The sequence below is a fragment of the Hymenobacter daeguensis genome, assembly GCF_054780555.1.
Map to the genome: position 1 here is coordinate 155831 of NZ_BAAGWC010000005.1, position 21774 is coordinate 177604.

The 21774-nt window shown below is 63.5% G+C and carries 18 protein-coding genes; 5 read left to right on the forward strand and 13 right to left on the reverse strand.

Annotation, left to right across the window (positions count from 1 at the left end; translation table 11 throughout):
- The first annotated feature begins 70 nt into the window (after positions 1–70).
- Together ACYVHT_RS08770 and ACYVHT_RS08775 are read left to right on the forward strand one after the other, a co-directional pair.
- Positions 71–1723 carry a DUF6029 family protein gene (locus ACYVHT_RS08770; RefSeq protein WP_460550120.1) on the forward strand — a complete coding sequence of 551 codons (1653 nt, stop codon included), beginning with the start codon at positions 71–73 and terminating at the stop codon, positions 1721–1723.
- A 70-nt stretch (positions 1724–1793) separates the two neighbouring features.
- Positions 1794–2729 (forward strand): Omp28-related outer membrane protein, encoded by a 936-nt coding sequence (locus ACYVHT_RS08775; protein WP_460550122.1) that lies wholly within the window; start codon positions 1794–1796, stop codon positions 2727–2729.
- Positions 2730–2812: 83 nt separating this feature from the next.
- Here the strand turns inward: ACYVHT_RS08775 and ACYVHT_RS08780 are convergent, their stop codons facing one another.
- The 9 genes from ACYVHT_RS08780 to ACYVHT_RS08820 form a co-directional block, all read right to left on the reverse strand.
- The gene (locus ACYVHT_RS08780; RefSeq protein ID WP_460550124.1) at positions 2813–3802 is read right to left on the reverse strand and encodes a Ppx/GppA phosphatase family protein; all 990 of its coding nucleotides are present in this window, start codon (positions 3800–3802) and stop codon (positions 2813–2815) included.
- A gap of 72 nt (positions 3803–3874) precedes the next feature.
- Complete coding sequence (locus tag ACYVHT_RS08785; protein ID WP_460550126.1) at positions 3875–7606, reverse strand: BamA/TamA family outer membrane protein; 3732 nt, start codon at positions 7604–7606, stop codon at positions 3875–3877.
- Positions 7607–7812: 206 nt separating this feature from the next.
- Positions 7813–8358, reverse strand: a complete 546-nt coding sequence (locus ACYVHT_RS08790) for a metal-dependent hydrolase (RefSeq protein ID WP_460550128.1) — start codon at positions 8356–8358, stop codon at positions 7813–7815.
- A gap of 172 nt (positions 8359–8530) precedes the next feature.
- A complete protein-coding gene (locus ACYVHT_RS08795; protein WP_460550130.1) occupies positions 8531–8773 on the reverse strand; it encodes a hypothetical protein in 243 nt (80 codons plus the stop codon).
- Between the two features lie 57 nt (positions 8774–8830).
- Positions 8831–9514 (reverse strand): SIR2 family NAD-dependent protein deacylase, encoded by a 684-nt coding sequence (locus ACYVHT_RS08800; RefSeq protein WP_460550132.1) that lies wholly within the window; start codon positions 9512–9514, stop codon positions 8831–8833.
- Between the two features lie 38 nt (positions 9515–9552).
- Entirely contained in the window at positions 9553–10005 is a 453-nt protein-coding gene (locus ACYVHT_RS08805) for an SDR family NAD(P)-dependent oxidoreductase (RefSeq protein WP_460550134.1), read from the reverse strand.
- A gap of 113 nt (positions 10006–10118) precedes the next feature.
- A complete protein-coding gene (gene purU, locus ACYVHT_RS08810; RefSeq protein WP_460550136.1) occupies positions 10119–10952 on the reverse strand; it encodes a formyltetrahydrofolate deformylase in 834 nt (277 codons plus the stop codon).
- Positions 10953–11008: 56 nt separating this feature from the next.
- Positions 11009–11812 (reverse strand): helix-turn-helix domain-containing protein, encoded by an 804-nt coding sequence (locus ACYVHT_RS08815; protein ID WP_460550138.1) that lies wholly within the window; start codon positions 11810–11812, stop codon positions 11009–11011.
- 97 nt (positions 11813–11909) lie between these two features.
- Positions 11910–12809, reverse strand: coding sequence for an oxidoreductase (locus tag ACYVHT_RS08820; protein WP_460550140.1), 900 nt, complete (start codon positions 12807–12809; stop codon positions 11910–11912).
- Positions 12810–13050: 241 nt separating this feature from the next.
- Between ACYVHT_RS08820 and ACYVHT_RS08825 the strand changes: the two genes are divergently transcribed.
- The gene (locus ACYVHT_RS08825) at positions 13051–14532 is read left to right on the forward strand and encodes a T9SS type A sorting domain-containing protein (RefSeq protein WP_460550142.1); all 1482 of its coding nucleotides are present in this window, start codon (positions 13051–13053) and stop codon (positions 14530–14532) included.
- Positions 14533–14790: 258 nt separating this feature from the next.
- On the opposite strand, the gene ACYVHT_RS08830 is transcribed toward ACYVHT_RS08825, so the two are convergent.
- Positions 14791–15369 (reverse strand): nitroreductase family protein, encoded by a 579-nt coding sequence (locus tag ACYVHT_RS08830; RefSeq protein ID WP_460550144.1) that lies wholly within the window; start codon positions 15367–15369, stop codon positions 14791–14793.
- Positions 15370–15469: 100 nt separating this feature from the next.
- The gene (locus ACYVHT_RS08835) at positions 15470–16186 is read right to left on the reverse strand and encodes a pirin family protein (RefSeq protein WP_460550146.1); all 717 of its coding nucleotides are present in this window, start codon (positions 16184–16186) and stop codon (positions 15470–15472) included.
- 150 nt (positions 16187–16336) lie between these two features.
- Between ACYVHT_RS08835 and ACYVHT_RS08840 the strand changes: the two genes are divergently transcribed.
- Positions 16337–16996 (forward strand): HAD family hydrolase, encoded by a 660-nt coding sequence (locus ACYVHT_RS08840; protein ID WP_460550148.1) that lies wholly within the window; start codon positions 16337–16339, stop codon positions 16994–16996.
- Positions 16997–17009: 13 nt separating this feature from the next.
- Here the strand turns inward: ACYVHT_RS08840 and ACYVHT_RS08845 are convergent, their stop codons facing one another.
- Complete coding sequence (locus ACYVHT_RS08845; protein ID WP_460550150.1) at positions 17010–17909, reverse strand: DUF4846 domain-containing protein; 900 nt, start codon at positions 17907–17909, stop codon at positions 17010–17012.
- 72 nt (positions 17910–17981) lie between these two features.
- Positions 17982–20465 (reverse strand): type I DNA topoisomerase, encoded by a 2484-nt coding sequence (gene topA / locus ACYVHT_RS08850; RefSeq protein WP_460550152.1) that lies wholly within the window; start codon positions 20463–20465, stop codon positions 17982–17984.
- Between the two features lie 277 nt (positions 20466–20742).
- Between topA and ACYVHT_RS08855 the strand changes: the two genes are divergently transcribed.
- Positions 20743–21774, forward strand: a 1032-nt coding sequence (locus ACYVHT_RS08855) for a HAMP domain-containing protein (protein ID WP_460550154.1), incomplete at its 3' end; no start/stop codon positions are given.

Sequence of the window (21774 nt, forward strand, 5' to 3'; positions counted from 1 at the left end):
ATTGTTTTACTTCCCGAATACCAGTCGTAAGCCCTAACTTTCGACTGGTATTTTTTATGCTATTTAGTTGATGACAAACATTTACCGTAAGCTGCCCGTTGGGCTGGCCTTACTGGCTGCCCCGCTGGCGGCCCGCGCCCAGAGCGACAACCCCCTCGAAGGAGCCCAGGTGCACGGCGACTTCCAGACCGACGTGCAGAGCTACAAGGCCGACCCGGCCATTGGGGCGCCGGCCGTGCGCGAGCGCGTTCGCAGCAACACCTTCGCCAACCTGATTCTGACAGCCGGCAAGTTCTCGGCCGGGGTGCGCTACGAGGCCTACCTGCCGCCGCTGCAGGGCTTCGACCAGCGCTACAACGGCCAGGGCATTCCGTACCGCTACGCCACTTACGACGCCGGCCGCCTGGCCGTGACGGTGGGCAACTTCTACGAGCAGTTTGGCTCGGGGCTGGTGTTCCGGGCTTATGAGGAGCGTAACCTGGGCATCGATACTTCCATTGACGGGCTGCGGATACGGCTGCAGCCGGTGCGCGGCGTGCGGATTACCGGCCTGGCCGGCAAGCAGCGCTACTTCTTCGACAAGGCGCCGGCCATCGTGCGCGGGGCCGATGCGGAAATCAGCCTGAATGAGCTGATTCCCGGCCTCGATTCGGCGGCCACGCGCCTGACCGTGGGCGGCTCGTTTGTGAGCAAGTACCAGGCCGCCGACGACCCGCTGCTGGTGCTGCCCGAAAACGTGGGGGCCGGAGCCGGCCGCGTGAGCGTGAGCAACGGCGGCTTCGTGTTCAACGCCGAATATGCCCGGCGGGCCAACGACCCCTCGGTGGCCAACAACTTCATTTACCGCAAGGGCGAGTCGCTGCTCGTGACCAGCAGCTACGCCCGCAACGGCTTCGGTATCGTGGCCGGCATCAAGCGGGTTGATAATTTCGACTTCCGCACCGACCGCAACGCCACGGGCATTCTGAACCGGCTGAACTTCCTGCCGGCCCTCACCAAGCAGCACACCTACCTGCTGGCGGCCAGCATCTATCCCTACGCCACGCAGCCGCTGGGCGAGGTGAGCGGCCAGCTGGAGGTGACGTACCACCTGCCCAGCGGCCCCGTTGGCGGCAAATACGGCACCGACATTGCCGTGAACTACTCGGCCGTGAACAACCTGGATACCACGCCGCTCAACGACCTGCAAACCAACCGGCAGGGGTATACCTCGGATTTTTTCAAAGTGGGCGGCACGCCGTATTTCCGCGACTTCAACGTGGAAGTGCACCGGCGCTTTTCTACCAGGCTAAAGGCTAACGCCATGTACGCGCACTTTGTGTACAACAAGGACGTGGTGGAAGGCGTGGCCGGTTTCGGCACCATCACCTCCGACCTTGGCGTGGTGGACGTGGCCTATAAGTTCTCGCCCAAGCACAGCCTGCGCGGCGAGCTGCAAACCCTGCAAACCAAGCGCGACCAGGGCTCGTGGGCGGCGGCGCTGCTGGAGTACACGTATTCGCCCCACTTCTTCGCCACGGCCTACGACCAGTATAACTACGGCAACGACGACCCCACGAAGCAGATTCACTACCTGGTGGGGCAGGTGGGCTACATTGGGGGCACCACGCGCATTGCGGCCGGCTACGGCCGGCAGCGGGCGGGCATTGTGTGCGTGGGCGGCGTGTGCCGCTACGTGCCGGCTTCCAACGGCGCTACGCTCAGCATCACCAGCTCTTTTTAAGCAACTAATCAGCAGTGGCCGGCGGTTGTGCAGTAGGCCAACGGCTGGTCACCACGTATCGACTTTTGTTATGAAAAACCCTTCTTTTGCCTGGGCAGCTGCGGCCGTGCTGGCGTTGAGCAGCCTGGCCGCGTTGCCGGCCTGCGATGTTATCGAAAACCCGCAGCCCGTTAAAGTTACTTCGACGCTGACGCCCGTAGAACAGGCGCGCCTCGACTCGGCGGAAAGCAAGACCACCGCTCCGGCCCTGACGCAGAACGTGCTGATTGAGGACTACACCGGCCAGTATTGCGGCAACTGCCCCCGGGCGGCCAACATGGGCGATTCGCTGCACCAGCGCTATCCTGACCGCGTGTTCGTGACGGAAGTACACGTCACGGATTACTTCGCGGCCCCGCGCCTGCCGCATTTTCCCATCGATTTCCGGGTGCCCGTGGTGAGCCAGGAGCTGGACCAGACGTTTGACCTCTCGAACCGCGGCCTGCCGCAGGGCGCGGTGAACCGCTCGCCCTTTGCTTCGGCCAACAACGACCCGGTGGCGACGTTCTCGCTGTGGCCGGGCCTGGTAACGTCGCAGCTGGCCCAGGCCCCCACGGTTGAGCTGCGGGCCACGCCCATGTTCAACCGCAGCAGCCGCAAGCTGATTCTGAAAGTGGCCACCAAATACCTGACCGCCCGGCCCGGCCGCACCATGCGCCTCGGCATTCTGGTGGCCGAAGACAGCGTGGTGGGCGCGCAAAAAGACTACCGCCTGAACCGTACGCAATTTCCGGAGCAGACCGTGGACCTCTACACGCACCACAACGTGATGCGGGCCGCGTTGGCCGGCACCTTTGGCACGCAGCAGGTAATTGCGCCCACGGCTAACCAGCAGTTCAGCGACTACCTCGGCTACCAGATGCCGGCCGCCAGCGTCTGGAACGACCGCAAGTGCTCCGTCATCGTGTACATCGCCGACGCGGATACCCGCCAGATTGTGCAGGTGGTGAAAGCAAAGCTGCCGTAAGGGGAGCTGAGAGTTAGAAATTAAGAATTAAAAAAGCCCGCCTGGTAATTCAGACGGGCTTTTTCTCTTAACTACAAACCAACCTAGTCGATGCCGGCGGGTTGGTTCTGCACGTCGGGCACCGGAACGTGGGCGGGGTGCAGGTGCTCAGGGTCCATCTCGTCGAAAAACTCTTCGAACAGCGCCTGGAGCATGCCGTCTTTCAGGCCGATGTCGGGTACCACCATGCTGTTGACGTTGGCCCACTGCATGGCCGAGAGGTAGATATGGCCGGCCGGGATGATGACGTCGGCGCGGTCGGGGTTGAGCATGGCCACGTTCACGCGCTCGGTCATGCTCAGGCCAGAAAGGCGGTTGAGCACGCCTTCGATGCTGCGGCGGGTGACGGGTTTGTCGGGCGCGGCCGGGGTGAGGCTGTAGATTTTGTTGATGTTGCCGCCCGTGCCGATGGCGCGGGTGACGTGGTATTGGCGGGCGTTGTGGCGCACCCAGGCCTCCATGCGGGCCCACAGCTCGGCCTGGGCCTCGGTGCCGGCCAGGCCGCTTTCTTCCTGCTGCATGCGCCGGATGGAGCCGATTTCGAACGACTGCGCGGCCACCTTGCGGCGGTCGTGGTAGATGTTGAACTCGGTGCTGCCGCCGCCCACGTCGATGTGCAGGTAGTGGCGCTTGTCTTCCAGCACGTGCTCGATGACGCGGTTGATGTAGAAGGCTTCGTCCTGGCCGTCAATTACCTTGATTTCCATGCCCAGCTCCTGCCGCACGCGGGCCGCAATGGCCGCGCCGTTGCTGGCCGAGCGCATGGCCGACGTGGCGCACACCAGGTAGTGGGCCACGTCGTGCACCTCCATCAGCAGGCGCAACGAGTGCAGGAACTTGACGAACTTCTCCTCCTTGGCCGGCGAAATCTCGCCGGTGGCAAACACGTCTTCGCCCAGCCGCATCGGGAAGCGCACGTACTCCACGCGCTTGAGGCGGTAGCGCCCTTCGTAATACAAAACCGCCGAAATCTGGCAGCGCACTGCATTGGAACCGATGTCGATGGCGGCGAGCTTGCGAAGGGGAAAATTCATGCAGAATGGGAGCGTGAAACCAAAAGCCAAAGGTAAGCCGGGCGCCTGCCATTGGCGAAAGCGCTTGCCTGTTTACTTATCGATGCGGAAGCCCAGGCCGAACTGCACCAGGGTGCTTTCTTCCGACTTCTGATAGGAAATGGCGAATGCCAGCGTTTCAACGATGGGGGCAATGTAGAAGCCGCCGCCGTAGCCGGCGTGCCAGCCGCCCGGCGAGCTGCCCTGGTAGTACACCCGGCCCTGGTCGTAGAAGCCGAAAATGCCGTAGTAGAAGGGCAGGAAGCCGTTTTTGACCTGGCCCAGTGCCAGGCGCAGCTCGGTGTTGTAGTAGAGGCTGGCGTCGCCGCTGAAGCGGTTGCGGTAGTAGCCGCGCAGGCCTTCGCGCAGGCCCAGCGAGGCGAGCTTGTAGAACGGAATGTCGGCATCGGAGCCGTAGTTTTTGGCCCCGCCGCCTTTGAGCACCAGCGTGACGGGAATGCCGATTTTGGCCGTGCCATAGTATTCGGCAAAGCCCTGGGTGAGGCCGAACGTCTTTTCATTGCCCGAAAGCTGGCGGTAGCTGTCGTGCTGGGCACGGATGCGGACGCCGCGCCGGGCAAACGCCTGGCGGTCGCGCAGGTCGAGGTCGAACACGCCATTCAGGCCAATCAACCGCTGCGTACTGGCGTTGATGGGCGGGTCTACTACCGGGCCATCGGGGCGGAACTCGTAGGTGCCGATGTAGCTGTCGTTGGCGAAATCGGTGACGTAATACTCGAATGTGGGGCCCACGCGCAGCACGCTGCGCTGCAGGAACACCCGCTCCAGAAAGCCGTTCAGCGTGACGCCCCGGTAGCGGGCGCGGTAGAATTTGGCGTCGTATTTATCCTGGTCGAGCGGCGTGTTGTTGCCGATGCCGAAGAAGTTGTAGAAGGGGAAGTAGTTGCCGTAGCTGGCCGCCGCGCCCACGTCAATCTTGCCGATGGCGTAGCGGTGCCGGGTGCTGAGCGTGAGCTGGCGCTGGCCGCCGGTGCTCACCTCGCCCAGAATGGAATACTGGTTTTTGAAGCCCGGCTTGCGGAAGCCTTGCGTGAGAAAGGTGACGCCCGCACTGGCCGTAATGCCGTCGTTGCGGTTGTAGCCCAGCCCGATGGTGGGGCGGTAATTGTTAAATTCGAACTGCTCGCGGTCGTAGGCATTCACGCCGGGCCGGGTGCTGGTGTGGTTGTCGGCTTCCTTGCCGAGCTGCAGGTCGGTATCGGGCACGTCGTACACTTTGGTGAGGGTGCGCAGCCCAGCGGCGCTGGAGTTGTCGGTAATCTTGTCCTTGCCCTCGCCGCCGATGACGCGCACCAGAATGCTGTGGCTGCCGACCTCGCCGGTCACGGTAAAAATGTCCTTGCCGTCGAGGCCGTAGAGGCACACTTCGTTGGTTTCGCCCGGCTTGAACGTGCGGTCGAACAGGGCCGCGCCCTTGGGGTTTTCGGTGTCGCCGGCCCGGTCGAACATCTGCACGCGCACCTGGCCGTCGGGCAGTCGGTTCACCTGGAATACCTCGCCTTTGTTGGAGCCCACCACGTCCACGCGCTTGGCCAGCAGGAGGTAATACTCGTCGATGGCTTTGGGCAGCTCCTGAATGCGGGCTTTCAGCTTGCGGTTGATGTCCTTGCCCGAGAGGTCCTGAATTTCGGCCGGAAACTTCGCCGTGGCCTCGTCGATGACGGCAGGCGTGAGCTTGGCCTGCAGGTATTTGGCGGCCTCCTGCCACTGCTCACGGCTGAGGTTTTGCAGCAGGAACCGGTCGAGGTGGCGGGCGGGCCAGTTCAGGCTTTTCATGTCCTGAAACCCGGTGTTGAAGCCTTCGATGCTGGGCACGGCCCACTCGCGGTTGGCGAGGTAGGTGAGGAAACCGTTCCAGAGGGTGAAGCTCTGGTCCCGGTCGCGCGGGATGGGGCGGTAGAGCGTGCCGCCGTTGGCCTGCTTGTAGCCGGCCCATTTCCAGTTGTCTTCGTGCTTGCCGAAGTCGGCCACCAGCATGTCGAAGGCGCGGGCGCGGGCCAGGGCGGGGGCATCCACGCGGTTGTCGTGGTCCTTGTAGAGCTTGCGAAACAGGCCGAAGCTGCGCGTCACCTCATCGGAGCCGCCGAAGCCGGGCAGGTTGGGCTTGGGGTCTTTGGGCGAGTCTTCGAGGGTGCCGAGCAGGCCGGCGTACTGTTCGCGGTAGGGGCCGAGCTGCTGGTTGTCGGGCAGGCGGTAGAGCACCGGGCGGGCGTGCAGAATGTCCGTCTGGTCCAGCATGTAGCTGATGGGCAGGTTGGAATACGGGTTGGCCGTGGCCGTGATGTCGCGCAAGATGTCGGCCGCAAACGAGTTGCGCAGCTCCGGCGGCAGAATCTTGGTCACGTCCTTGTCCACGGAGCGGAAGACGTACTCGGCCGAGTCGGCCGCAATGAGCTTGAGCGACGTCGTCTGGCGTCCGCCGCCTTTGCCGGTGGGGCGCAGGCCGCCTTTCACCTGGCTCAAATCGAGCGTGGGCACCGTCACCGGCTTGAGCCACGACGAGCGGTAGATTTTGCCGATGAAAAAGTCGCGGCTGCCGGTGGGCTTGTATTCCGGCCCGGGCACCACCGTAGTCGTGGCCTGGAAAGGAACGTCCGGCTTGCTTTCGGCCACGGTTTTGGCCGCGCCCGGGCATTCGGTGATGAAGGGGTTCTGCGGTGCCTTCGAGCCCGCCGCATCGGCGCAGGCCGAGCGGAACAGCGTGGCGCTGTAGGCATCTTTGGCGGCCTGATTGTCGTCGGCGAAGGTGAAAACGTGCGTTTTTACCGTGCCGTCGGCGAAATATTCCAGGGTCGTGTAGCCTTCCTCGCTTTTGCTGTAGAGCGCCGCGCCTTTGGCCCCCACGTGCTGGTCCTCCACAAAGCTGCCGCTCACCAGGTGGTAGTTGCCCTGGAAGGGCGTGACCTGCAGGCTGAAGTCGTGCGCGGCGGCGTAAATCACGCCGGGGTTGCTGCCCAGCGTGTTCAGCAGCTCCTTGCGCAGGTCCTGGTAGCCGGGGCTGGCCAGGTCGCGCGGGGTGCCCACGTTCTGGCGGTAGGCGGCGTAGATGGTGCCGAACACCGGCGGGCTGAGGTGGCGCGACAGCGGCTCGTGGCCGCCGTACACGCCGTTAGTCACCACCGGCTGGTGGCCCACCAGCAGCAGGTTTTTGCCCTTGGTGTCGTCAATCAAATCCTGCATCTGCTCGCGGAACTCCTCCTTCGTGAGCGTTTTGCAGTCGGTATCAGGCGCCTCGGGCTTGTCGAAGGGGTGCGTAAACCACGGCGTGTTGATGGCCACCAGGCGCACCAGCGGGGCCACGTCCACCACTTCGGGGCCGGGGCAGCCATTGGTGGGGATGAAGGCATTCTGGCCGGGCAGCTGCTTTTCGATGTATTTCTCGAGGCGGCGCACGGCCTTGAGGCCGTCGCGGCCCGAGTTGGCCCAGTCCTTATCGCCGGGCAGGAAGTAGATTTTTCCCTGCGGCAAGCCCTTCACGAGGGCAATGAGGGCATCGGCGCGCTCGCGCTGGGCCTGCGCCAGGGCAGTATCGCCTTTGGCTGCCAAGCCGGCATTGCCCACAATATCGCCCAGGTGAACAACGGTGAAAGGGCCGGTTTGCCGCTCCAGCGTCTGGCGCAGCAGCTTGAGGCGGGCGGCCGGCAAATCGGCCTGGGCGGTATTGCCCAGCAGAAAAACGGTGTGGGCCGGGGCCTGGGCAAAAACCGGCGCAGTGGCAGCAAGGCCCAGCCCGGTAAGCAGGGCGCGAACGTAGCGAAATGGCATAGATGAAGGGTTAAGGCATTCTTCTACGGCAGATGGCCGGGCCGGGGTTAGTTTCTGCCAACAGTTGGCCATTTTCCTGTTTTCGCTTCGGCACCCAGCCGTCCGGTTTTCCTCCCGAAGTGCTGATTGCCGACGAAATGCCCGGCCCGGTGTACCGGGTGCGGCCCGATGCTACGCGGGGCTGGGGGAGGGGCGCGGGGCCTGCCCTACATCGTCCTGCCGCTCCGGGCGCGCAGCCGCTGCAGCCCCAGCAGCAGCAGGCACGGCAGGCCCACCCACAGGGCCTCGCTGGCCAGCACCCGCAGCCCGCGCCCGCTCACAAACGCCCGGATGCTGATGGGCGACACCCGAATGGGCCGAAAACCGAAGAAGTAGCGCTTCAGGTCCCAGGGGCTGAAAAAGGCCACGCCCAGGCCGCCCGTGGTCATGGCATCGAGCAGGCCGTGCGAGGCGGTGGCCAGGAACAGCAGCAGGGCCAGCCGGCCCGCCGCTGGCCGGTTGGGCGAGCGTACCAGCCGACTCAGGCCGGTGCCTGCCGCCGCCAACACCCCGGCCGCCAGCAGCGAATGCGTGAGGCCCCGATGGCCCCAGAGGCTGTCGTAGGGCACGCCCAGGCGGTAGCCCACGGAGTCCACGTCGGGCAGGGCAGCGCAGAGGGCGGCGGCCACCCACCAGGGCCAGTGCCGGCGGTTAGGGAGCAGGAGCTTGCCGAGGGTGGCGCCCAGCGCGGCGTGCCCGAATGCAGAGGCCATAGAGCAGGTGTAGGGAAAAAGGCGACTGGCCTGCTTTTGCGGAAAAAGCAGGCCAGCGCAGCAGGGAAATTACCAGCGACGGATGATGCCGTAGCGCTCCAGCAGCCACAGGGCCACGAAAATAGCGGCGATGATAAGGGCCTTGGGCCAGAATTCGCCCCAGAAGCCGCTTTTAGAGCGGGTCATCTTCCGGCCGCCAGGTGAGCACCATGTGGTGCACGGGCATCACCACGAATTCGGGGTGATGGCGCAGGTCATCGTGGTTGCCCAGGGCCCAGTCGAAGGCAGCCTGTTCGGTGTCGAAAGCTTCGGGTACTCCGGCAATGGGCCTAAGAACCATGTGGTTGTGCTGATGGGCGGCCTCGTGTTCGTTGCGTAGGCCGAGCAGCTTGTATTTGGTGACGATTCTGTACATGCCGCTAAGGTAGAAAACAGAAGCTATTGGAAAAGCAGAAATTCGCGCAAAAAGCCGTTAGCCTACCAGTTCTTTCAGCACCCTGGGCACGCCGGTGCTGGCGGGCTCGGCCACGTAGCGCACGCCGCGCCGGCCGGCTTCGGGCTGGTGCGGGTCGATGACGAAGACCGGACAGGTGGCGGGGGCGTAGTGCAGCAGCCCGGCCGCCGGGTACACCTGCATGGACGTGCCCACGATGAGCAGCGCATCGGCCGTGCTCACGATTTCGGCGGCTTCTTCGATGGCGGGCACCATCTCGCCAAACCACACAATGTGCGGGCGCAGCTGGCTGCCGTCGGGGGCCAGGTCGCCCACGTGAATGTCGCCGTCGCAGTAATACACGGTGGCTTCGTCGGCCACGGAGCGCATCTCGTTCAGCATGCCGTGCAGGTGCAGCACGGTGGTGGAGCCGGCGCGCTCGTGAAGGTCGTCCACGTTCTGGGTGATAATGCTCACGCGCCAGCCCGGCGCCTCCTCGAAGCCGGCCAGGGCCAGGTGGGCGGCGTTGGGCTGCACGGTGCGGGCCTGGGCGCGGCGCTGGTTATAGAAATCGAGCACCAGCGCGGGGTTGCGGGCAAAGCCTTCGGGCGAGGCCACGTCCTCGACGCGGTGCTCTTCCCAGAGGCCGTTGGTGTCGCGGAAGGTGCGGATGCCGGACTCGGCCGAAACGCCGGCACCGGTGAGGACGACGAGGTGCTGCATGGCAGGGTGGGTAGGGCGTGAAAAGTCAGGCGCAGCGCTTAGAGCTGCCCGCCCGTCACGTAGTAGCTGAAATCGTCGGGCTTGTTGAGCCGCCGCCAGGCCAGCCAGCCGCCGGCCACGCCGGCCAGCAGGGCCGCCGCCAGCCAGGGCAGGCCGGTGCTGCTGGTGCCGGCTGCCGGTGCGCCGGGGGCTGGCACGGCGCGCTGGCCGGTGCCATCTACCCACACATCAATGTGGCCGCCGAAGGCCGTGGCGGCCCGGGTGAGGCGCTGCACGGAGGCGGGCGTGGCGGCCTCGGCGGCTACCACCAGCACTTCGGCCCCGAGCTGCCGGCATTCCAGGGCCAGCGCGTTGAGGTCTTCGACGTGCCGGGCGGCTAATACCAGCCGGGCCCCTTGCCGGGCAAAGGTGTGGGCCGTGGCCTGGCCCGTGCGGCTGGTGGCATTGGTGATGACGACGGTGGCGTGGCGGAGGGAATGCGGCGTGGGCATAAAAAAACAGGTGGGAATGAAAAGGCGAAGGCTGACGAATGGAAGAAGGAGCAAAGGTGCCGATTTCCTGCGACTAACATACTGCCAAAAGGCCCACCGCCGATGCCCCGGGCCTAATCAAAAATCACGGTCTTGTTGCGGTTCACGAACACGTGCCCGTCGAACACGAGCTTGAGGGAGCGGGCCAGCACAATTTTCTCCACGTCGCGGCCGGCCTGGGCCATTTCGCGGGCGCTCTGGGTGTGGTCGATGGGGATGACGCTCTGGGCGATGATGGGGCCCTGGTCGAGCTGCTCGTTCACGAAGTGCGCGGTGGCCCCGATGATTTTCACGCCCCGCTCGTAGGCCTGCGCGTAGGGATTGGCCCCCACGAAGGCCGGCAAAAACGAGTGGTGAATGTTGATGAGCCGGTTGGCGTAGTGGGCCACGAACTCCGACGACAGAATCCGCATGTACTTGGCCAGCACCACAAACTCGGGCTGGTACTGCGCCAGCGTGGCCAGCACGGCGGCCTCGTGGGCCTCGCGCGTGAGCCCTTGGTGCGAGATGAAGTGAAACGGAATGTCGAAGCGCCGGGTGAGGTCGCCAAGCACCTCGTAGTTGCTGATGACGGCCAGCACCCGCGCATTGAGCTCGCCGAAGGCATGGCGCACCAGCAGCTCGCTGAGGCAGTGGTGCTCCTTGGTGGCCATGAGCACGATGTCCTTGGGGTGATTGTCGGAGAAGCGAATGCTGGAGCCGGCGGGCAGCAGCCCGGTAAGCTCGGCCAGCAGCACGGCGGCATCGAAGTCGCCGGCAAACTCGGTGCGCATAAAAAACTGGTTGTTTTCGCGCTCCACAAACTCGCCGTTGCGCAGGATGTTGAGGCCGTGCCGGAAGAGCACGCCCGTGATTTTATACACCAGCCCCGGCTCGTCGGGGCAGTGAATGAGGAGGAATTGCGCCATGAAATGCGGAAACGTGAGCCGTAAAAGTAGCGTCCGCTTGCCAAGTGCCGCCCGGGCTACAGGCGCGACGGGGCCACGCCGTACCTCTTCTTGAAGGCAAATGAGAAATGCGACAGGTCTTCGAAGCCGACTTCGAGGTAGGCTTCCGACGGAGCCCTGCCTTTCTCTTTTATCAGATAATGCGCTTCCTGCAGGCGGCGCTGCTGCAGCCAGCGGCTGGGCGAAAGCCGAAATATCTTCTCAAAATCGCGCTTGAAGGTAGCCAGGCTGCGGCCCGTGAGGTAGGCAAAGCGCTTGAGCTGCACGTTGAAATGAAAGTTGCGGCGCATAAAGGCCTCCAGGTCGATTTTGCCCGGCTCGGAGAAATCGAACAGCACGTCCTTCAGCTCGGGGTTGCTCTTGAGCAGCAGCATGATGGCCTCGCGCACTTTCAGCGCCAGCAGGGCTTCGTTGCCGGGCTCGGCCAGCTGCTCATAGGGCTGCAAGGAGTCGAAATAGCTTTTGAACAGCGGGGTCATGCTGAGCGCCACAACGGCCGGCGTGGCGGCGGGGTGCCTGTCTGCCTGGTGGCCGTACTCAAGACTAAAGTGGCGGAGCGATTCCTGGTCGAGGTAGAGGGAGAGCGATTTGAATTCGCCGTGCTCGGGTGGCTGCTTGCTGAACTTGAGCAGGTGGTTGCGCTTGCTCAGGCGCAGGCTTCCCTCCCGAAACACCTGCTCGGTGCTGCCATCGTAGGCGGTAAGGGTGCCCGCAAGCTGGTAGCTGAGGATGTGCTGCGGCACAAACTGCTCGCCCGCGCGGCTGAAGTTGTGGTAGCAGGAGTAAAGAATTTGCGGGCGGGCGTCGAAGAGGGTGGGCATGGGGAGGCTAACGGGAAAGAGCAGAAAGTACGTCACGCCGGGCTGCGCGCAGCCCGGCGTGACGTACTTTCTGCCTGGTGGCGTCTGTTGGTTCGGGCTACTCCGCAGCCCGCTGGTTTTCCTTTTGAACGCCGTACAGCTTGCCCATTTCGGTGTCGAGAAAATTCTCGGCGTCGTCGTGGTCGGTGGAGAGGGTGACCGGCAGCCACTGCTCAAACTCTGCTTTACGGTCGGCATCGGCCTGGCGGAGAAAGGCGGCTGCTTCGCTGCCCAGCACCAGGTGCACGGGCGGGTGAGGGTGCTGCACCAGGTTTATCAGTACCTGGGCGGCCTTGGCCGGGTCGCCCATGGGCACGAAGCTGCCGCTGGCAAAGTACTCGGCCCGTTGGTTTACCAGGTCGTAGCCCTCAATGGCCGGCGCGTACGTCATGCTCGCGCCGGCCCAATCGGTGCGAAAGCCGCCCGGCTCCACCGACGTCACCCGGATGCCCAGCGGCGCCACTTCCTTGGCCAGCGCTTCGCTGAAGCCACCCAGGCCGAATTTGGCGGCCTGGTAGATGGTGACGCCGGCATTGCCCACGCGCCCGCCAATGGAGCTGATTTGCAGGATGTGGCCGCTGCGCTGCTTCCGCAGATAAGGCAACACGGCCCGCGTGATGGCAATGGGGGCGTACAGATTGGTTTCGAGCTGGCTGCGCACCTGCTCCTCGGAGTAGGCTTCGGCGGCGCCGGTGATGCCGAAGCCGGCGTTGTTCACCACCACGTCGAGCCGGCCGAAATGCGCCACGGCGGCGGCCACGGCTTCGTCGATTTGGGTGTGGTTGGTGACGTCGAGCGCCAGGGGAAGAATCTGGTCGCCGTAGTGCGCCACCAGGTCGGCGAGGTGCTCGGGCTGGCGGGCGGTGGCGGCTACGCGGCCGCCCTGGGCCAATACGGCGGTGGTGAGGCTGCGGCCCAAGCCGCGCGAGCTGCCGGTGATAAACCAAACGTTGTTCATGCTTTCGTAGGGTTAAAGTTCATGACAAAGGTCCGGCAGGCGGGCGAGGGCTACTTTGTTGAAAAGCTCAAATTCGGTTTGTTGAAAAGCTCAGGGTGGACGGTGGGAAATGGGGCCGGGAGTGGCTGGCAAATGAAGAATGCCGCTTCCAAAGTGCGATTGGTCTTCAATAGCGGGTAAGGTATAATTGATTAAGGCATAATTATTGGGCGGCGTGGGCTGAACCTTTCCTTTCCTCTTTATGCTCAACTTTACCCGTGCCTGGCTGGCAGCCGCTTTGGTGGCTGCACCAGCTGTTTTCAATGGTTCGGTGCTGCGTGCCCAGCAGCTGGACCCCGGTTTTCATCCGCCGGTGCTAACCCCGCTGTCGGGGCTCAGCATATCGGTGAGCCGCGTGCTCCGACAGGCCGATGGGCGCTACATCATAGCGGGCTCTTTCCAGTCCGTCGATGGCCATGCCACCAATTGCCTGGCCCGGCTGCTGCCCGATGGGCATGTGGACACCACCTTCACCTACCAGCCCCTGCTGCCGGTGTATGGGCAAGGGGGCTGGGCGGGCCTGGCGGTGCAGGCCGATGGCAAAATTCTCTATTCCTTTCCGACGAGTGCGCCGCAGGGGGCGATAGGGCGCTTGCTGCCCTCGGGGCAGCCCGACAATACGTTTCGGGCGCGGCTGGCCAGTCGGCCGCGGGGCCATGGCATCGGCCAGATTGAAGTGCAGCCCGATGGCAAGCTGCTGCTGGTGGGCCACACCACGGACTCGCTGGGCCGCAACGGCATCATTCGTCTGTTGCCCAACGGCCAGGTTGATGCCGCCTTTAACCCGCCCGCGTTTGTGGCCGACCCCGATTATCTGAGCGTGCTGCTGGAGCCCTCCGGCCGCATTCTCTATGCCCGTAGCCCCTTCCAAGGGCAGGGGCCGCCCACCAGCATGGGCCGCCTGCTGGCTTCGGGCCGCGTCGATTCGACTTTTTCCTTTAATCTGGGACAATTTCCTTCGTCACACGTCAGCCAAATGGTGCAGTGCCCCGATGGCAGCTACATGCTGGGCGGCTGGTTTCAGACCAAGGCTGTGGCGCACATTGGGGCCAATGGCGCCTGGGATACCACTTTCCCCTTCTCGCTCACCTGTTTTGCCATCAGCTTAGGCTACGGGCCCAACAACCCGGTAAGCGACCTGGTGGTGCTGCCCAATGGCAAAGCGCTGGCCAGTGGCAGCATGGTAACGAACATCGGCGATGCCCCTATGCTACAGGCCCTGAGTGGCGGTGGCGACGATGCTACATTTAATCCGGATTTTATTTACACGCCCTATCCTTACCGGGGCACCATCTACAACTCGGCGCGGGTGGCTGACATGCTGCTCGAACCTACCGGCAAGCTGCTGGTAGCCGGCCAGTTTGTGCAGGCGGGCGGCGTGAATCATTGGGGGCTGGCCCGCCTGCTGCCGGCCGCGCCGCTGGCTGCCCGGGGCATGGCTGCCGCTCCGCAGCTGGCGGTGTGGCCCGTGCCCGCCCACGGACAGCTTCAGGTGAAGCTACCGGCCGGCGCCTTGCCGCAGCAGGTGACGCTGCTGGATGCTACCGGCCGCCCGGTGCTGGCCCAACAACCCAGCGGGACCACCCTCACCTTCGACACGGCGGCGCTGCCGGCGGGCCTGTATGTGCTGCGCGTGTGCCAGGCCGATGGCACAGTGGCCTCGCGGCGGGTGGTGGTGGAGTAGGGAGGCTGGACGAGCAGCAAAAAGCCCGCTGCCTGATGGCAGCGGGCTTTTTGCGCTAACAAAGACATCTCATTAACGCCGGTACGGAGGCCCTGGGCAAAGCCGTTTGCCTGGTGGCCACCGGCGGGCCAGCTGGAGCCTGCCCGCAAGCCCTGCCCTTGCTCGCGGGCCTCAAGCCAGGCAAAGTGCCGGCCGCCGTGTCGATGCTTACGCTGGCTTGGAGGCCGTGGTCGGCGGCGCGGGTGAGGCGGGTTTTAGTCAGGCGGGAAGCTCGTTCCGGAAGGCAAACTCGGCTACCGGCTTGCGGTTGCGGGCGGCCTGCTCGCGGCTCAGGAAGGGCTCCTCAAGCTGCTCGGCCGCGCCGATGTAGCCCAGGGCCATCACCACAACCGGGGCGAGGCCATCGGGCAGGTTAAAGTCGCGGCGCGTTTTCTCCCGGTCGAAACCGCCCATGAGGTGGCCGTGCAGGCCCAGCGCGGTGGCTTCGAGCATGAGCGTGGCGTTGGCCGCGCCCAGGTCGTGCAGCGCCGCGCCGTTGGGCTGGCCGTCGGCGTTGGCCGTTTGGGCCAGGGCAATGATGAGGACGGGCGCGTTTTTGGCCCAGGGCTGGTTGCCGGGCACCAGGCAGTCGAGAATTTTCTGGAAGGCAGCCGTATCTGCCTTGTGGGCGTAGATGTACTGCCAGGGCTGCAGATTCATGGCGCTGAAGGCCCAGGAGGCGGCTTCGAACACCTGGTTCAGCTTTTCCTGCTCCACGGGCTGGGCCGCGAAGGAGCGCGGGCTCCAACGGTTGCGAATGAGCTCGTGGACGGGGTAGGTGGTGGGGGCGGGTTTCATAAGGTTGGCTTGGTGCTTGGTATTGCGTAGGCGTATTAGGAGCGGTATTGCGTGTTCAGTCCGATTGCTGACTACCCAATACCGGCTACGGCCACAAAAGTTAAAACTCCATCGGAACTTCCATCAGCAGCAGCTCGGCGCTGCTGTCGGCGCTGATTTGCAGCTTGTCGGTTTCCCAGATGCCGAAGCCGTCGCGCCGGTGCAGGGCCTGCCCGTTGATGGTTACGTCGCCTTCCAGCACGAAGGCGTAAACGCCGTTGCCGGCTTTTTTCACGGCGTAATCAGTCGTGAAGCCTTTGTCGAGGTTGCCGATATGAAACCAGGCGTCCTGGTTGATGTGCGGGTTGGTGCCCTCGCCCTCGGGCGATACTACCTGCAGCAGCTGGTTGTGGCGGGCTTCCGGTGTGAAGGTGGCCTGGCCGTAGTTGGGCCTGATGCCGCGCTGTTTCGGAAACACCCAGATTTGCAGGAATTTCACTTCCTGGCTGGCGTTGTGGTTTTTCTCGGAGTGGGCCACGCCGGTGCCGGCGCTCATCACCTGCACGTCGTGCTGGCGAATGACGGTTTTGTTGCCCATCGAGTCCTGGTGCTCCAGGTCGCCAGACAGTGGAATGGAGATGATTTCCATGTTGTCGTGCGGGTGCTTACCGAAGCCCATGCCGCCGGCCACGGTGTCGTCGTTGAGCACGCGCAGCGCGCCGAAATGCACGCGCTCGGGGTTGTTATACCCGGCAAAGCTGAAAGTATGAAAGGAATTGAGCCAGCCATGATTGGCGTGGCCGCGGGTATTGGCGGGATGCAGAACGGTGCGGGCCATGAGTTTGGCAGTTGTTGAGTGATTTTGTATGACAAATGTACATACATTTAATGTTGATACATCATTTAGTGGAAAAATAGTTTCATCTGTTCCATTATCCGTACCTGCACCCGGTACCTTTGCCCGCAAACCGCCTTTTTCCGGCTTCTAATGATTCGTACTGTAATCTTCGACATGGACGGCGTCATCATCGACACCGAACCCAGCCACCACCACGCCTTCTTCACGCAGTTTGCCGAGCTGGGCATTCCGGTTACGGAAGCCGAATACGCCACCTTCCTCGGCAAGTCAACCCGCAACGTTTTTCAGTATCTGAAAGAGAAGTACCACCTTGCCCCGGACGTGGAAACCATGCTCCAGCGCAAGCGGGAGCTGTTCAACAAGGCCTTCGACGAAGATGCCGGCCTGGACCTGCTGCCCGGCGTCCGCACCCTGATTGAGGACCTGCGGCGGCACGACGTGCAGCTGGTGGTGGCCTCCTCGGCCTCGAAAGCCACCATTGCGCGGGTGTTCGACCGCTTTGGCCTGGGCCCGTACTTCTCGCACCGCGTGAGCGGCGAGGATTTTGCGCAGTCGAAGCCCAATCCGGCCATTTTCCTGCGCGCCGCCGAACTGGCCGAAACGCCCGTTACGGAATGCATCGTCATCGAAGACTCGGCCAATGGCGTGGCAGCCGCCAAGGCGGCGGGCATCTACTGCATCGGCTACGCCAGCGAGCACTCGGCCGGGCAGAACCTGCACCTGTCCGACCGCGTGATTCAGCACTTCTCGGAGCTGACCGCGCCGGAAATTGAGGCCATTGGCGGCTGATTGCGTCTGGCAATCAGAAGTGCGCCAGCTCCGTTTCAGCAAAATCCCACTCCGGGGTGCTCACCACTCCATCGGCCGCCGCAACTCTGAACCACGGACCGGCCCCATAGCGCTGGCGCAGCACATGGATATTCTGCGCCGGCATGTAGCTCTGGGCCAGGAGCATAAATTTCTCGTGCGTAGCCGGGTTTTCGGCCACATCTACCACCAGCACGGCGTGGCCGGGCGCCCCGCCATGAATGAGCACATCGCCGGGCTGCACCTGCTGCAAGGGGCGGGGCGTGAGCTCGCGGCTGAGCGAGCGCGTGCCCGCGTAGCCAAACGTGGGAATGAGGTAGCGGGCCAGGGCCGCGTGGGTGGGCGCTTCTGCCGGCCGGGTGGCCGGCAGCACTTCCTCGCCGCGCACCTGAAACGTCTTGCCCGCCACATAGTCCGAGAACCAGAAATCGTAGCCCGTGGTGAGGTGAAAATGCACCTTGTTGGGGTCATGGCTGAATAAATACTCGGCTCGCAGCCGAATCACCGCATCGGCGCACTGCTGCAAGTCCTGCGTGCCCACGTCGATATCGACCACGGCGGCCACCACTTCGGGCCGGGCTTTGGGCTTGCCATTGAAAGTGTGCACCGGCGTGCCCGCCGGGCGCAGCGGCAGCCAGCGCAGCCATTCGCCCCACGAGCCGGCCGCCACCGCCACGCGCCGGCACCCGGCCGGCGGCGCAAAGCGGCCTGCCAGCGGCTGTGCCGCCTTGCCAGACCGGGCCAGCCACGGGTAGGAGAGGCCAACCGGCAGCGTTGCCAATGCCGGTTGCGGCAGGGCTTCCGGCGCTTCGGCTACCGAGGCATCCGAAGCCTTGGTAGTGCAGGCCAATAGCCCCAGGGCTGCCAGCAGCAGAGCGTTTCGTAAGGTTGTCATGAGCGAATTGTGCAACAAAAAAGCCCGCGACGTGCGGGCTTTTTGTATGCGTTCAACGCTATGCAGCGATAATTATTTTGCTTTTGCCGTGGGCTTTTTCGCCGCTGCTTTTGCCTTGGTTGCCGTTTTGGCAGCAGTGGCTTTCTTGGCGGCGGGCTTCTTTGCCGCCGCTTTTTTGGCGGGCGCGTCGGTGTCCTTCTCTTCCTTGGCCGGCGCGGCTTTCTTGCCGAAGCGGCCGCCCTTGGGCTTGTCAGGTGTAGCGTCGGCCAGCTCGATGCAGCGCTCCAGCGTCAGTTCCGTGGGCTCTTCGCCCTTCGGAATCTTCACGTTCTTCTTGCCGGCCACGATGTACGGCCCGAAGCGGCCGTTCAGCACCTGAATGTCGGGGTTTTCGGGGAAGGCCTTGATGAGCCGCTCGGCATCGGCTTTGCGCTTGTTTTCAATCAGCGCCACGGCTTCTTCGGCCGTGATGGTGTGCGGGTCCTGCTCCTTGGTGAGGGAGTAAAACTTGCTGTCGTGGCGCACATAAGGCCCGAAGCGGCCCAGGTTGGCCGTCATGTCCTTGTCCTCGAACTGGCCCACAATGCGCGGCAGCTTAAACAGCTCCAGCGCATCTTCCAGCGTGATGCTCTCAATGAACTGGCCCTTGCGCAGGTTGGCGTAGGCGGGCTTGGTTTCGCCCTCGGTGTCGCCCAGCGCCACGTAGGGGCCGTATTTACCCAGCCGGGCGCTGATGCGCTCGCCGGTTTCGGGGTGTACGCCCAGCTCGCGGGTGCCGCCCACGGTGCTGCGGTCGATGTCCTGCCCGGCTTCAATGGTGGCGTGGAACTTGTCGTAGAAGCCGGTCAGCATCGCCGTCCAGTTTTCGTGGCCGTTGGCAATCTGGTCGAACTCGTCCTCCACCTTGGCCGTGAACTGATAGTCCACAATCACCGGAAAGTGCGCCACCAGAAAGTCATTCACCACCATGGCCGTGTCCGTGGGAAACAGCTTGGCTTTCTCGGCGCCGTAGTTCTCCGATTTTACCTCCGTTTTCACGGCGTTATCGTCCAGCGTTAGCACGTGAAACTTGCGCTCCTTGCCTTCGCGGGTGTCTTTTTCCACGTAGCCGCGCTTCTGCACCGTGCTGATGGTGGGGGCGTAGGTCGACGGCCGGCCGATGCCCATCTCCTCCAGCTTTTTCACCAGCGAAGCCTCGGTGTAGCGGGCCGGCGGAGCCGAGAAGCGTTCCGTGGCGCTCAGGCGCTGCAGGGGCAGCTGCTGGCCCACGCTCAGCGGCGGCAGGCCCCGCGAGAAGCTCGATTCGCCGTCCTTGGCATCGTCCTCGTCCTCGTCGTCCTTGCTTTCGGCATACACTTTCAGGAAGCCCTCAAACGTAATCACCTCACCCGTAGCCGACAGCGTAACGCCCGGCTGGGTGCTGATGCCAATCACGGCCGTCGTGCGCTCAATCACGGCCTCTGCCATCTGCGAAGCCATGGCCCGCTTGCGAATGAGGTCGTACAGCCGCTGTTCCGAGGCGTCAGCGCCCGCTTTCACTGCCCCGAAATCGGTGGGCCGAATGGCCTCGTGCGCTTCCTGGGCCGAAGCCGATTTGGTTTTGAAAGTGCGCGTGTGGTGGTACTCAGCCCCGTAGGCCGCCGTGATGGCGGCCTGCGCGCCCGCCAGCGCCTCGGCCGACAGGTTCACCGAGTCCGTCCGCATGTAGCTGATTTTACCGGCTTCGTACAGCTTCTGGGCCACGCTCATCGTCTGGGCCACCGAGTAGCCCAGCTTGCGCGAGGCTTCCTGCTGCAGCGTAGACGTGGTGAACGGTGCGGCCGGGCTGCGCTTGCCGGGCTTCTTATCCAGGCTCTCAATCTGATACGAAGCGCCCACGCAACGCTCCAGGAAAGCTTCGGCTTCGGCGCGGGTCTTGTAGCGGGTGGGCAGCTCGGCTTCCAATATGGCTCCGCGGCCGGCATCAAAGCGCGCCACGATGCGGTAGGCGCTGGCGCTCAGAAACTGGCTGATTTCGCGCTCGCGCTCCACCACCAGGCGCACGGCCACGCTCTGCACGCGGCCGGCCGAGAGGCCGGGCTTCACTTTCTTCCAGAGCACGGGGCTCAGCTCGAATCCCACGAGGCGGTCGAGCACGCGGCGGGCCTGCTGGGCATTCACCAGGTCCTGGTTCACCACGCGCGGGTTGGCAATGGCCCCCAGAATCGCATTCTTGGTGATTTCGCGGAAGACGATGCGCTTGGTTTTGGTATCGGGCAGGTTCAGGGTTTCGGCCAGGTGCCACGAAATGGCTTCGCCTTCGCGGTCATCGTCACTCGCCAGCCAGACGGTTTCGGCTTCCTTCGAAAGTTTTTTGAGCTGGGCAATAAGCTCGCGCTTATCGGCCGACACCACGTAGGTGGGCTTGAAGCCGTTGGCAATGTCGATGGCATTGTTGTCCTTCGGCAGGTCGCGGACGTGGCCGTAGCTGGAGCGCACCACGAAATCCTGGCCGAGGTAGCCCTCAATGGTTTTGGCCTTGGCGGGCGACTCGACGATTACTAAATTCTTGACCATGTGGGCGGGTAAGGGTAACGACAAACGGAAAGGGGTGGGGTGAATGAAACGGCCGGCCGCTGCGAAATGTTAAAATTGGCCGCAAAGATGCCGGATAAATCCTGGCAAAAGTGCATCATGCAATAATCTGGCCGCGTACAGGTCGGTTGAACACGGAAATTGACCGGGCAAGTTCATTGCCCCCGCTTAGGGGCCGTACCTTTGTTTATTCCCGGCAAAGCCCCGTACTTCGCCTCCCCATTAGTCCTTCTTTCATCCGATTTGCTTCCTTTATTATATGGCATCCCCCAAGACTCCGCAATCTAAGCCCCGCCGGACTCCCGAAGTGGCTACCTCGGATGAAACCACCGGCGGAATGCCGGATGTCGGCGCCGTTTCGGCCCTCGACGTGGTGCGGACTAATAACGACCTGACCCGCAAGCGCGGCGGCTCGCGCGGCTCGATTGACACCCAGGACCCCGGCTACGTCAACGACCAGCTTAACCGCGTGCTTTTCGCCCTCGATGCCTTTAAGAAAGGCGACGTATCGGTGCGCCTCACCAAGCAGAACGACGATATTTTCGCCGAAATCGCCGAGGCTTACAACTCGATGGTGGACATGATTGCGGGCGTGGGCGGCGAGGTGTCGCGCATCTCGAAAGTGGCCGGCGTGGAGGGCAACCTCAAGGCGCGGGCCTCGGCCGATGGCGCGGCGGGCTTCTGGCGCGACATGGTGAACAACATCAACGGCCTCGTGGACAGCATTGCCGTGCCGGTACTGGAAGTAGGCAAGGTGTTGAAAAACATCAGCCGGGGCAATCTGGACGAAAGCTTTCAGATTCCGGTGTCGGGCGACTTCAAGGTGATGGCCGAAACCATCAACAAAACCATCGACAACCTGAACATCTTCGCCGGCGAGGTAACCCGCGTGGCCCAGGAAGTGGGCACCGAAGGTAAGCTGGGCGGTCAGGCCAGCGTGCCGAACGTGGCCGGGGTGTGGAAAGACCTGACGGACAACGTGAACTACATGGCCAGCAACCTGACGAGTCAGGTGCGTGACATTGCCAACGTGGCCACGGCCGTGGCCAAAGGCGACCTGAGCCAGAAGGTGACGGTGGACGTGAAGGGCGAGCTGCTGCAGCTGAAGCAGAACCTGAACCAGATGGTGGACTCGCTCAACCTCTTCGCCGGCGAGGTAACCCGCGTGGCCCAGGAAGTGGGCACCGAAGGTCGCCTCGGTGGCCAGGCTGTGGTGCCGAACGTGGCCGGGGTGTGGAAGGACCTGACGGACAACGTGAACTACATGGCCAGCAACCTGACGAGTCAGGTG